The organism is Cellulomonas sp. P5_E12 (assembly GCF_054049315.1).
Genome location: NZ_JBFUMP010000012.1, coordinates 21,583 through 33,599, shown reverse-complemented (window position 1 = coordinate 33,599; position 12,017 = coordinate 21,583). Strand labels below are relative to the sequence as shown.

Below are 12,017 nucleotides of genomic sequence, written 5' to 3'. Positions count from 1 at the left end.
TCGGTCCGTGAGTGCCACGATCGACGAGCCGCGCGCGCCTGAGGCGAGCCCGCCGTCGGACGAGCCCTCGCCGAAGGCGGCACCGCGCAGGACAATCTTGCGCGTCGTGCTGGCGGTGATCCTGCTGCTGGTGCTCGCGGGCGGCTGGCTGGCGTTCCGGGTCTACCAGGCGGGCACCGGGCTGCTCGCGGCCAAGGACGTCGTGCTCGATCTCGAGGGTGACGTCGGGGGCGGCGACACCCAGCAGATCCAGGCGCGGCTCCCCGAGGTCCAGGCCGACCTCGCCCAGGCGCGCAGCGCGACGGGCGACCCCGTGTGGCGGCTGGCCGAGTACCTGCCCCGGGTCGGGCCGCAGCTGGCGGCTGTCCGCATCGTGTCCACGTCGCTCGAGGACGTGGTGAGCGAGTCGGTGCCGGCCATCGGGCGCATCGACGACGTGCTGCTCGCGCAGGAGGCGCCGGGCACCGACGGCCGGATCGACCTCGCGCCGCTGGTTGCCGCGGCACCCGACATCCAGGCAGCCGCCGTGAGCGCGCGCGAGGCACAGGCGGCCGTCGGCGCGATCGACACCGAGGCGCTGCTCCCGCAGCTGGCGGGGCCGGTGACCCAGGTGCAGGAGGGCATGGACCGGGTGAGTGGTGCGCTCGACGCGGGGTCGCAGGTGGCCACCCTGCTGCCGGCGATGCTGGGGGCGGACGGTCCGCGGACCTACCTGCTGGTGTCGCTCAACTCCTCCGAGCTGCGAAGCGCGGGCGGCATCGTCGGCGCCTTCGCCGTGCTGCACGCCGACGACGGCACGATCGACCTCACCGAGCAGCGCACGACGGCGGACCTGCCCGGCATCGCGACATCGATCCTCCCGCTCAGCGACACCGAGCTGCGGTTCGACACCGACCGCCTCGGCCGGTGGGTGCAGGACGCCGTGATGACGCCCGACTTTCCGCGCAGCGCCGAGCTGCTCACCGCACGGTGGGAGCGGGACATGGGTCAGCACGTCGACGGCGTCGTCGCCACCGACCCCGTCGCGGTCTCCTACCTGCTCGGCGCCACCGGTGCCGTGACGGAGCCGAGCGGCCTGCAGATCGACGCGTCGAACGTCCTGCAGGTCCTGCTGCGCGACTCCTACCTCAGGTTCGGAGACGACGCCGTGGCCGGCGACGCCTTCTACACGGGCGTCGCGTCGACGATCTTCCGCGCGGTCGGCGCGGGGCAGGGCGAGCCGCGGGCGGTCGTCGACGCGCTCGCGCGGGCGGGGGCCGAGGGTCGGCTCCGGATGTGGTCCGCCCACCCCGAGGAGCAGAAGAAGCTGGCGTCGACGAGCGTCGGTGCCGCCTTCCTCACCGGTCCCTTCCCGGACGCGACCGGCGTGTTCCTCAACGACGGGACCGCGGGCAAGCTCGGCTACTACCTGAGCACGGCGGTCACCGTCGAGGACTTGCGCTGTGCGGGTCCGGACCCGACCGCGACGGTCCGGCTCGACCTCAGCTACGCGCCGCCCGCCGACGTCGCGACCTTCCCGAAGTACGTCACCGGCTGGAGCGGCACGGAGCTGCCCGTGGGTTGGCTGGCGACGAACATCACCGTCTACTCCCCGGTCGGGGCCACCCTCGACGCGCTGCGGCTGGGCGACGGCTACGTCTCCGGCGGGACGGGTGAGGCCGCCGGCCGGTCTGTCCAGGTGGTCACCTCGTGGCTCGCGCCCGGCGCGCACGAGACCTATCGGTTCGACGTTCCGGTCCGCGACGGCCAGGTGTCGGTGTGGACCACGCCCACCTTGACGAGCCCGGGGCAGGTCGCCGTGGCGTGCCCGGCGCGCTGACCAGTCCGTTTCGGCACTAAATCACCCGTTATGCCCATGCTCGAACGCGCCGCCAGGCAGCACAATGGGACCGAAATGTCCGATTAGCCGACAGGGGCGAACTCATGGTCAGGCTCGTACGGGGCGCGGTCGTCGCGCTCCTCGCAGTCCTCGTCGCCGCCATCGGCGCGTTGCCGTCTTCGGCGGCCGAGGGTGACCCGTCGCAGGGCCCCACGATCTCCTCGTACGGGTGCCTCAACCCCGTCGACTCCTACGGCGCCCCCCAGGTGTGCCAGCTCGCCGTCCACACGCTGTCGCCGGTCTGCGACAACGACGTGCCGTACCTCTCGTACAACATCGCGGCGAACGGTTCTCCGAACACGACCGCGACGATCACCTGGCTCAACCCGAACGGCCCCAACGTCGTCTACGCCAACCAGCCGCTCAGCGGGAAGGTGCTCTGGCCCGGTGCCGTGCCAGGTCCCGGCGGCAAGGGCGTCGACTGGCCCGGCTGGCGCCAGCTGCCGAACGGCACGTGGGTCGAGGGCGACGAGTTCAACTGGGTCCGCCCGAGCGTCAAGGTGAAGTTCGCAGTCGGCCCCGAGGCCACGGCGACCGCTCAGGGCACGGCGACCGCTGGGGCCACGGCGACCGCTGAGGCCACGGTGACCGTTGCCTACCCGCCGTCGAGCCCGACCTGCCTCACCAGCCCGCCGAACACCCAGGTGCTGGCCGACAACCCCGTGCAGCCCGCGGCGGCGGCGGTGGCGCCGGCCGACCCCTCGGCCGCCGTGCTCTCGGCCACCGGTTCCGAGGTGCAGCCGCTCCTGCTGATCGGCGGGTCGCTGGTCCTCATCGGCGCACTGACCGTCGCGCTGGTCTCGATCGCCCGGCGTCGCCGCCCGACCGCCTGACCCGCTCAGGTGGACGATGCCCGCCTCCCGCGCTGACCGCGGGAGGCGGGCACGCGTCTGTCAGGACAGCTGCTCCACCACGTGGTCGATGCACGCCGTGAGCGCGAGGACGTCGTCGGGCTCCACGGCGGGGTACATCGCGACGCGGAGCTGGTTGCGGCCCAGCTTGCGGTAGGGCTCGACGTCGACCACGCCGTGCGCCCGCAGCACGCGAGCAACCGTGGGGGCCTCGATCTCGGGGTCGAGGTCGATGGTGCCGACGACGTTGGAGCGCAGGCCCGGGTCGGTGACGAAGGGCGTGGCCCAGTCGCGCGACTCCGCCCAGCCGTAGAGATGCGCGGCCGAGGTGGCGGTGCGCTGCGCTGCCCAGGCCAGCCCGCCGTTGCCGAGGATCCAGTCGAGCTGCTCCGCCAGCAGCACGAGCGTCGCGATGGCGGGCGTGTTCAGCGTCTGGTCGAGGCGCGAGTTGGTGATGGCCGTGGTGAACGACAGCGACTCGGGCACCCAGCGCCCGCTCGACTCGAGCTGCCCGGCCCGCTCGATCGCGGCAGGGGAGGCCGCCGCGAGCCACAGGCCGCCGTCCGAGGCGAACGACTTCTGCGGCGCGAAGTAGTAGACGTCGGTCTGTGCCACGTCGACGGCCAGCCCGCCGGCGCCGGACGTGCCGTCCACCAGCACGAGCGCGCCTTGCTCGCGCGAGCCGGCCACCCGGCGCACGGGCGCGACGACGCCGGTCGACGTCTCGTTGTGCGGCCACGCGTAGGTGTCGACGCCGTTGGCGAGGGCGGGGACAGCCACTCCGCCGGGCGCCACCGCGGTGACCACGGGCTCGCCGACGAACGGGGCGCGGGTCGCTGCCGCCGCGAACTTGGCCCCGAACTCGCCGAAGGTGCCGAACGCGGCGCGGTCCTCGATCAGGCAGAGCGTCGCCACGTCCCAGAACAGCGTCGAGCCGCCGTTGCCCAGTACCACCTCGTAGCCGTCCGGCAGGTCGAGCAGCGCGGCGAGCCCGGCGCGGACCCGGCCGACCAGCGCGCGGACGGGTGCCTGGCGGTGCGACGTGCCGAGCAGGGCCGCCGCTGGGCCGGCCAACGCGTCTACCTGGGCCCGGCGGATCTTGGACGGGCCGGAACCGAAGCGGCCGTCCGACGGCAGCAGGTGCGCGGGGATGGTGATCTCGTGGGCGTCAGGCACGTGGCCGAGGATAGGCGGTCGCGGCCCCCGGCTGTCGGCTCGACCAACTAATCTGTGCACCAGCGCAGCCGCCCGCCCCCACGTGATTGACCGGGCAGGCGCCTGCGCACGATGACGCGACGCGGGAGGCCATGCAGTGAGCGACCTGATCGACACGACGGAGATGTACCTCAAGACGGTCTACGAGCTCACCGAGGAAGGCATCACCCCCCTGCGCGCCCGCATCGCCGAGCGGCTCGGACACTCGGGACCCACGGTCTCGCAGACGGTCGCCCGCATGGAGCGGGACGGCCTCGTCGTCGTCACCGGCGACCGCCACCTCGAGCTGACCGAGCTGGGCCACGACAAGGCGGTGCGCGTCATGCGCAAGCACCGCCTGGCGGAGCGCCTGCTCACCGATGTGATCGGCCTGGAGTGGCCGTACGTCCACGAGGAGGCCTGCCGCTGGGAGCACGTGATGAGCGAGCGCGTCGAGAAGCGCCTGGCGTCACTCCTCGACCACCCGCACTTCGACCCCTACGGCAACCCGATCCCCGGCCTCGGGGAGATCGGTGAGGAGACGACGCACGAGGGCTTCCTCGACGGTGTCACCTCCCTGGTGACCTACCGCGGAGCCGCGGGGGCCGACGGCGTCGAGCGGGCGGTCGTGGCCCGCATCGCGGAGCCCCTGCAGGTGGACGTCGAGCTGCTGTCGCGGCTGGCCGAGGCCGGGGTGCTGCCGCACCAGGAGATCGTGATCGAGCGGGCTGACGGGGTCGTCACGGTGTCCGCGCCGGGCTCCGAGACGGTGCTGGACCTGCCCGACGACGTGGCGCGTCACATCTTCGTCGGCACCCGCTGAGCCGTCTGTGAGGGCTCTGGGAGCCCCCTGTGAGCGATTCCTGGGTATCGGCCGTGATCTTCGGTCGATACCGTCCGCGTGGTGTGTGCGCACGCTCCCACGCCTCTGATCGGCGTCTTTGCAGGTCACCTCGGCGGCGTCGCCGCCCCCGCAGGACGACCGTCCAACAAGAACGATGGTCTCCGTGATCGGAACGTGACAATTGCCGGGGGAGTCCTGTACGTTCGACCTGCTTCCCCGGAACCCTCCTCCTGAGAAGCCCTCGAGCGGAACGCCTAACCCTGCCGCCGCCACGAGGTTCGCACTATCCGCCGGCAGGGGCGGGGGACCCAATTGCGGGCACCGGAAGTTCGGTGTCCTTGGGGTGAAGCCGGAGATCCGAATTCGATCGGGGACACGGCCGGGTGTTCTCCCACCCGAACCCGACAGCTGACCTCGTAGGCATCAGGAGAGGCAACGCGTGACCGTGAGCACCACTAGCGCCCGCCATCGCGCGGCGCGCCGTCCTTCGACGCCACTGACCGAGCTTGCAGCTGCAGCGACGGGTCAGATGGGAACCGTCGGACGCCGTACTGCTGTCGTCGCCGCATCGTCGGGACTCGTCGTCTCGATGCTCGGCTCCCCGGCCAGCGCCGCACCCACGGGTGAGGCCGGCGCTCTGCCCGCGGTCGACACCGCTGCGCTGACCGCCTCGGCGCGCGCCGTGCTGAACACCGCCCCCGTGGTCACGGCCCCGGCCGATGCCGCGTTGACGTTCGACATCCCGGCTGTCACGGCCGAGACCCCGCCGCCGCCGCCCCCGCCGCCCGTCAAGGCCAAGGTCAAGGTCGCCGCGTCGCGCAGCACCACGCGTGCCGCCGCCGCGACGACCACCGCGGCTGCTGCCCCCACCACCAACGCTGCCGTGCCGCAGTCGGTCGCGGGCAACGCCGTCCTCGAGGTGGCTGCCCGCTACGTCGGCACGCCGTACGTCTCGGGCGGGTCCACCCCGGCCGGCTTCGACTGCTCGGGCTTCGTGTCCTACGTCTACGCGCAGCTCGGCATCTCGCTCCCGCGGACGTCCAGCGGCATCAAGGCGGCCGGCACGGTCATCTCCCGTGCGGACGCTCAGCCGGGTGACCTCATCTGGAGCCCCGGGCACATCTCGATCTACGCCGGCGGCAACGACCAGATCGACTCGCCCCGCCCGGGCAAGACGATCCAGTTCCGCGCCATCTGGCAGAGCTCACCGGTCTTCATCCGGATCGGCTGACGCTCACAGTTCATCAGACGAGGCCCCGACGACAGCGATGTCGTCGGGGCCTCGCCTCGTTCACCGGCCCGTTGCCCCGTCCCGAACGGGCCGTCGCGTACTCTGGCCCTGCATCACGCTGTTGCTTCGCTTCGCCGGGCCGGCAGCCAGCCGGTCCGACCCCCGAGGTCGGGAGAACGCCGTGCTCATGAATGCCACCAAGCTGTCCACCGAGGCCATCGGCGGGGCGGCACCCGAGGTCGGCTCGCCAGGGCTGATCGCGTCCGGAGCACGCACCCTGCTGCTCAACGCCAGCATGGAACCCCTGTGCATCGTGAGCCTGCGGCGTGCCGTCGTGCTCGTGATGACCGGCAAGGCGACCGTCCTGGAGACCGACGGTCGCCTCCTGCACTCGGAGCGCGTGACCGTCCCGCTGCCCGTCGTCCTGTGCCTGACGCGCTACGTCCACGTCCCCGTACGTCGCCCCGTGCCGCCCACGCGCCGCACGGTGCTGCAGCGGGACAACCACCGGTGCGCGTACTGCGGTGGCGGGGCCGACACCGTCGACCACGTGCACCCGCGCTCCCGCGGCGGCCGGCACGAGTGGACCAACGTCGTGGCCGCCTGCGTCCGGTGCAACCACCGCAAGGCCGACCGGCTGCTGCACGAGATCGGCTGGGAGCTCCCGTTCGTGCCGCGGGCACCGCGCTGGTCGGTCGCGTTCGGCACCACGTCCGTCCGGTCCGAGCCGCTCTGGTCGCAGTACGTGGTGGCCTGAGCGCCCGTCATCGTCGCCTTTCGTCAAAGTTGCGCCAACGTATGGCAACATTCCGGTACCTCACGGGCGCAACGGTGCACCCGGAGAGCACACTGGGACGAGTGCACGGCGGGCTCGTGACGAGCACGGAGGCTCCGGATGACGCGTGACGATGTGGTCCTCGTCGGGGTGGACGGGTCGGCCGCCAGCCTGCACGCGCTCGACTGGGCGGCGGCGCAGGCCCGCGCCCACGGCTGGGGCGTCCGGCTGGTCTGCAGCTACTCGCTGCCGTCGTTCACGGCGGCCTCGCTCGACGGTGGGTATGCCGCCCTCGACGACACCGCGATCCAGGAGGGCGCCAGGGCCGTGCTGGCCGAGGCGACCGAGCGGGTCGCGTCGATGGGCGTCCCGGTGACGGCGAAGGTGCTCACCGGCGACGCCGCGGGCGTGCTGGTGGACCTGTCGCACACCGTTCGCCTCGCCGTGGTCGGTACGCGCGGGCGTGGGGGTTTCGCGGACCGGCTGCTGGGCACAGTCTCGTCGGCGCTGCCCGCGCACGCCTACTGCCCGACCGTCGTCGTCCCCCTGCGAGAGGACGGCAAGACGCTTCCCGACGATGCGCCGATCCCGCCGACCCGGCCCGTGAAGCGGATCGTGGTCGGCGTCGACGGCTCGCCCCAGGCCGAGCACGCGCTGCGGTACGCGATCGGGGAGGCCGAGGCGTGGGGCGCCGAGCTGACGGCCGTCGCTGGCGTGCCCGTGGGGTCGATGGCGGGCGTCCTGGCCTGGCTGCCGTCCACCGTGGACCACGAGCAGGTGCTGCGGGACGTCACCGAGGGGCTGCACGTCGTCGTCGACCGCGCGCTCGTCGATCACCCCGACCTCACCGTGCGGCGCATCGCGCTCGACGGGACCGGTGCGGAGCTGCTCACGGAGTTCTCCGCGGCGACCGACCTCATCGTCGTCGGCTCCCGGGGCCGCGGAGGGTTCGCCGGGCTGCTGCTCGGTTCCACCAGCCAGGCGGTGCTGCACCACTCCGACTGCCCGGTCATGGTCGTCACCAACCGGTGCGTGGCCGTCGAGGCCGTCGCGGGTTAGCCCTCCGGGGCCGGCGGCACGTCCGGGCGGCGGACGAGCGCGGAGAGCACCACCGTCGAGCGCGTGCGGGCGACGAACGGCTCGGCGGCCAGCTTCTCCACCACACGCTCCAGGTGCCGCATGTCCCGCGCGCGCACCTGCACCACGAGGTCGACGTCGCCGGTCACCGTGCTCGCGGCGACGACCTCGGGGTAGTGCTCGACCGCCGCGCGCATGGTGGTCGGGCTGGTGGACCCGTTGCAGAAGAGCTCGACGAACGCCTCGGTCTGCCAGCCCATCGCCGCCGGGTCGAGCCGGACGGTGAACCCCCGGATGACGCCCCGCTCGCGCAGCCGGTCCACGCGCCGCTTCACCGCCGGCGCCGAGAGCGAGACCTGCTCACCCACCTGCGCAAACGTCGCGCGTGCGTCCAGCGCGAGCACCCGCAGGATCGCGGTGTCGAGGGCGTCGAGCCCCGAGTGTTCCGTCACGCCCTCATCATCGCCGAGCGTCTCCGATTTGGTGTTCGTGCGGGGAGATGGCACTTTAGGGCGCGTTGGGCCGAATGGGTGATTCGCGAAAATGGGCAAGTGCCTCAAGGCGGACGCCGCGCGTGCCGAACTGTCTGGAAGCCCCACCGAGCGCCACACCCGGGGTCCCCGCGAAGGAGGCGACGTGGTCAAGGACACCAAGAAGCGGCTCGACCTCGTGCCGAGCCAGCGGCCGTCGGTCGTCAGCGAGCCCACACCCTCGGTCGTCGACGTCCCGCATCAGCGTTCCGCCGGCGATTCCCTCGTCGAGCCCACCCGTGCGCGGTCCGTCGCGGTCCGCCGGTCGGTCTGGGTCGGCATCGCGGCGGCCACGGCGCTGGCGGTGGCCGCCGGGGGCGCGGCGTACAGCTCCGACCAGCGCGCCCTCGCCGCCGCCGACGCGGCCCTGGACGCCCAGATGCGGGTCGACCATGCGACGCTCGCGGCGGACCGCGACGCGGTCGTCGAGCAGGCCGCCGAGCAGGTCGTGGTGCCCGCCGCCTACGCCGCCAGCCGTGCGGCGGCTGCCGCCGCGGCCCAGTCGGCCGTCGACCACGCGAACGCGACGCTCGCCGCTGTGCCCAATGCCGGCGACGGCCCGCGTGCCGCCCTGTCCGCCTCGAGCGGTGCCGTGAGCACCGCGCTCACCGCGCCGGGCGTCAGTCTGGTGTCCCTGCGCTCGATCGTCGCCGGTGTCGCCGCGCCCGAGAAGGCCGCCGTCGACGCCCAGGCCGCCTGGCAGGCCGCCGAGAATGCCCGCATCGCCGCCGAGCAGGCCGCCGCCGCGCAGGCCGCTGCTGAGGCTGCTGCCGCAGCCGCAGCGCGCGCCAAGGCCCCGGCGACCACGAGGTCCTCGACCCGAGCTGCAGCCCCGAGGGCCGCGGCCCAGGCGCCGGCCGCGCCCGCTGCGCCCGCCGCGACCGGGGTGCCCGCGGGTGGCCTGGTCTGCAAGGGATCGGGCGGGTCCGGCGCCGGCGAGTCGAGCGTCTCGGCGATCGGCTCGGCAATCAACGCCTACCGCGCGTCGCTCGGGCTCCCGCAGCTGTCGGTCTCGCGCAGCGGCAGCCTGGTCTCGCACGCGATCACCATGGCCAACGCCGGCGGCATCTGGCACTCCGGCGGAGACAACATCGTCGCCTGCGTGAGCAACGGGTCGGCCAGCTCGATGGTCTCCGCCTGGTCGAACTCCCCCAGCCACGACGCCCAGATGCGTCGCACCGACGTGTCGAGCATGGCCGTCGGCGGCGCCAGCCTGAACGGCTACCTCTTCGGCGCGGTGAAGTTCAGCTGACGCCCCATCGTCCGAGCAGATGGAGCCCCTGGCCCACATCTGCTCGGACGTAGCGCGGAGTCGCGCGGCGAGCGTCCGCAGATTCGGTCGTGGGGACGCTCGAACGTGCGGACGTTGCGCGGGGTGGCCGGTGACGTCCGCAGATTCGGTCGTGGGGACGCTCGAACGTGCGGACGCTGCGTGGGGGAGGCGGCAACGTCCGCACAGTCGGTCGTCGGGACGGTCGAATGTGCGGACGTTGCGTGCGGTCAGCGCAGGGCGTCCGTCAGGCGGTCGGTGGCCAGGGCCAGGTCGTCCGGCGTGATCGTCAGCGGGGGAGCCAGGCGGATGGTGCTGCCGTGGGTGTCCTTGGCCAGCACGCCGCGGGCGAGCAGCCGCTCGCAGAGCTGCCGGCCGGTGGTCGGCGGGGTGACGTCGAGCCCCGCCCAGAGGCCGACGCGGCGGGCGGCCGTGAGCAGGCCGTCGTCGACGAGCGCGTCGAGGCGGGCACCCCACTGCAGGCCGAGCGTCGTGGCTCGGGCCTGGAGCTCGCCGGTCTCCAGCAGGCCGATGACCGCGAGGCCGACCGCGCATGCCAGCGGGTTGCCGCCGAACGTCGAGCCGTGGGTGCCCGCGGTCAGCACGCCGAGGACGTCGGCACGGCCGACGACGGCTGACACCGGGAGCACCCCGCCGCCGAGCGCCTTGCCGAGGGTGACCAGGTCGGGGCGGACGCCCCAGAGCTCGGAGGCGAGCGTGGTGCCGGTGCGGCCGAGCCCGGACTGGATCTCGTCGGCGACGAAGAGCACGTCGTTCTCGGTGCACAGCGCGCGCACGGCCGGCAGGTAGTCGGCGGGCGGGACGACCACGCCCTGCTCGCCCTGGATCGGCTCGAGGAGCACCGCGACGGTGGTCTCGTCGATGGCCTCTCGCAGCGCGTCGACGGACCCGTAGGGGACCACGCGGAACCCCGGCGTGTACGGGCCGAAGCCCCGGCGCGCGTCAGGGTCGGTGGAGAACGACACGATCGTCGTCGTGCGGCCGTGGAAGTTGCCGTCGGCGACGATGATCGTCGCGCGCTCGGCGGGCACGCCCTTGACGTCGTAGCCCCACTTGCGTGCTGCCTTGATCGCGGTCTCGACCGCCTCGGCGCCGGTGTTCATCGGCAGCACCATCGGGGGACCCGCGACGAGCGGCCCGATCAGGCCGGCCAGCCGCGCCGCGAACGGCTCCAGCAGGTCGTGGTCGAACGCGCGGGACGTCAGGGTGAGCTTGTCGATCTGCGCGTGCGCCGCGGCCGTGAGGACCGGGTGCCGGTGCCCGAAGTTCAGCGCCGAGTAGCCCGAGAGGAGGTCCAGGTAGCGCCGGCCCTCGTCGTCGGTGACCCACGACCCGAGCCCGTCGACCAGCGTGACCGGGAGCGGGTGGTAGTTCGGAGCGAGGACGGACGTCGTCATGACCCCGGTGAGAGTCATCGCCCGGAACCGGACGCGGGGCGGATCTCCAGCGTGCAGCACTTGGCGCCGCCGCCGCCCTTGAGCAGCTCGCTGGTGTCCACCGGGATGGGGTTGTAGCCGCGCTCGGCGATGGCCGCCGCCAGGTCGACCGCGCCGGGGGCGACGACGACGTTGTAGCCGTCCGACACCGCGTTGAGCCCGAGGGCGACCGCGTCGCGCTCGGTGGCCTCGACGGCGTCGGGGAACAGCTGGCGCAGGACGGCGCGCGAGCCGGCCGAGAACGCCGGCGGGTAGTACGCGATCTGCGGGTCGGCCGGGTCGCTCGACAGCACGGCCAGGGCGGTGTCGAGGTGGTAGTAGTGCGGGCTGACCAGGTCCAGCGAGATGACCGGGCGGCCGAACAGCTCCTGGAGCTCGGCGTGGGCGGCGCGGTCGGTGCGGAAGCCGGTGCCGGCCAGGACCAGGTCGCCGACGACGAGCAGGTCGCCCTCGCCCTCGTTGGTCTGCGCGGCGGTGTGCGTGACGTAGCCGCGGTCGGCGAACCACTTCTGGTACGCGGGGCCCTCGGGCTGGCGCTCGGCATAGCGGAACTTGGCGGAGTAGACGACGCCGTCCAGGACGGTCGCACCGTTGGCGGCGTAGACCATGTCCGGGAGGCCGGGGATCGGGTCGATCGTCTCGACGGTGTGGCCGAGGTCGAGGTACACGTCGCGCAGCGTGCGCCACTGGCGGACGGCCAGGTCGGCGTCCGTGTACTTGGTCTTGTCCATCCACGGGTTGATCTCGTAGGACACCGTGTAGTGGACGGGCTCGCACATCAGGTAGCGGCGGTCGGTACGTCCGGGGGCGGTGGGGGTCATGAGGCTCCTCGTGGCGTGTCGTTTCCCCAAGGCTACGAGCCGGTGGTGCCCGGGACCTGCATCTCGGATTGCGCGCTGGGGAGCGATC

11 protein-coding genes and 1 riboswitch are annotated in these 12,017 nt (G+C 72.9%); of the genes, 7 read left to right on the top strand and 4 right to left on the bottom strand.

Features of this window, described 5'->3' with window-relative positions; all coding sequences use genetic code 11:
• Positions 1 to 7: 7 nt before the first annotated feature.
• Entirely contained in the window at positions 8 to 1,819 is a 1,812-nt protein-coding gene (locus ACXJKA_RS11545) for a DUF4012 domain-containing protein (protein ID WP_456825343.1), read from the top strand.
• Between the two features lie 104 nt (positions 1,820 to 1,923).
• Positions 1,924 to 2,712: an LPXTG cell wall anchor domain-containing protein gene (locus tag ACXJKA_RS11540; RefSeq protein ID WP_456825342.1), complete on the top strand. Its 789-nt coding sequence runs from the start codon at positions 1,924 to 1,926 to the stop codon at positions 2,710 to 2,712.
• Positions 2,713 to 2,772: 60 nt separating this feature from the next.
• On the opposite strand, the gene serC is transcribed toward ACXJKA_RS11540, so the two are convergent.
• A complete protein-coding gene (gene serC / locus ACXJKA_RS11535) occupies positions 2,773 to 3,906 on the bottom strand; it encodes a phosphoserine transaminase (protein ID WP_456825341.1) in 1,134 nt (377 codons plus the stop codon).
• Between the two features lie 136 nt (positions 3,907 to 4,042).
• On the opposite strand from serC, the gene ACXJKA_RS11530 reads away from it, so the two are divergent.
• The 4 genes from ACXJKA_RS11530 to ACXJKA_RS11515 all read left to right on the top strand — a co-directional run bounded on the left by ACXJKA_RS11530 (position 4,043) and on the right by ACXJKA_RS11515 (position 7,833).
• Positions 4,043 to 4,747 carry a metal-dependent transcriptional regulator gene (locus ACXJKA_RS11530; protein WP_456825340.1) on the top strand — a complete coding sequence of 235 codons (705 nt, stop codon included), beginning with the start codon at positions 4,043 to 4,045 and terminating at the stop codon, positions 4,745 to 4,747.
• Between the two features lie 263 nt (positions 4,748 to 5,010).
• Positions 5,011 to 5,205, top strand: a riboswitch (cyclic di-AMP (ydaO/yuaA leader).
• Positions 5,206 to 5,207: 2 nt separating this feature from the next.
• Complete coding sequence (locus ACXJKA_RS11525) at positions 5,208 to 5,999, top strand: NlpC/P60 family protein (RefSeq protein WP_456825339.1); 792 nt, start codon at positions 5,208 to 5,210, stop codon at positions 5,997 to 5,999.
• 181 nt (positions 6,000 to 6,180) lie between these two features.
• Positions 6,181 to 6,756 (top strand): HNH endonuclease, encoded by a 576-nt coding sequence (locus ACXJKA_RS11520; RefSeq protein ID WP_456825338.1) that lies wholly within the window; start codon positions 6,181 to 6,183, stop codon positions 6,754 to 6,756.
• Between the two features lie 138 nt (positions 6,757 to 6,894).
• Positions 6,895 to 7,833, top strand: a complete 939-nt coding sequence (locus ACXJKA_RS11515) for a universal stress protein (protein ID WP_456825337.1) — start codon at positions 6,895 to 6,897, stop codon at positions 7,831 to 7,833.
• Here ACXJKA_RS11515 and ACXJKA_RS11510 read toward each other — a convergent pair.
• A complete protein-coding gene (locus ACXJKA_RS11510; protein ID WP_456825336.1) occupies positions 7,830 to 8,303 on the bottom strand; it encodes an Lrp/AsnC family transcriptional regulator in 474 nt (157 codons plus the stop codon). The genes ACXJKA_RS11515 and ACXJKA_RS11510 overlap by 4 nt on opposite strands.
• Positions 8,304 to 8,487: 184 nt before the next feature.
• On the opposite strand from ACXJKA_RS11510, the gene ACXJKA_RS11505 reads away from it, so the two are divergent.
• Positions 8,488 to 9,633, top strand: a complete 1,146-nt coding sequence (locus ACXJKA_RS11505) for a CAP domain-containing protein (protein ID WP_456825335.1) — start codon at positions 8,488 to 8,490, stop codon at positions 9,631 to 9,633.
• Between the two features lie 248 nt (positions 9,634 to 9,881).
• Here the strand turns inward: ACXJKA_RS11505 and rocD are convergent, their stop codons facing one another.
• Together rocD and ddaH are read right to left on the bottom strand one after the other, a co-directional pair.
• Positions 9,882 to 11,087: an ornithine--oxo-acid transaminase gene (gene rocD, locus ACXJKA_RS11500; RefSeq protein WP_456825334.1), complete on the bottom strand. Its 1,206-nt coding sequence runs from the start codon at positions 11,085 to 11,087 to the stop codon at positions 9,882 to 9,884.
• Positions 11,084 to 11,929 carry a dimethylargininase gene (gene ddaH, locus ACXJKA_RS11495; protein ID WP_456825333.1) on the bottom strand — a complete coding sequence of 282 codons (846 nt, stop codon included), beginning with the start codon at positions 11,927 to 11,929 and terminating at the stop codon, positions 11,084 to 11,086. The genes rocD and ddaH overlap by 4 nt, the downstream gene beginning before the upstream one ends.
• Between the last annotated feature and the right edge of the window lie 88 nt (positions 11,930 to 12,017).

Coding starts and splice junctions, on each gene's coding strand:
- ACXJKA_RS11540 (WP_456825342.1), top strand. CDS start 1,924: ATGGTCAGGCTCGTACGGGGCGCGGTCGTCGCGCTCCTCGCAGTCCTC.
- ACXJKA_RS11515 (WP_456825337.1), top strand. CDS start 6,895: ATGACGCGTGACGATGTGGTCCTCGTCGGGGTGGACGGGTCGGCCGCC.
- rocD (WP_456825334.1), bottom strand. CDS start 11,087: ATGACTCTCACCGGGGTCATGACGACGTCCGTCCTCGCTCCGAACTAC.
- ddaH (WP_456825333.1), bottom strand. CDS start 11,929: ATGACCCCCACCGCCCCCGGACGTACCGACCGCCGCTACCTGATGTGC.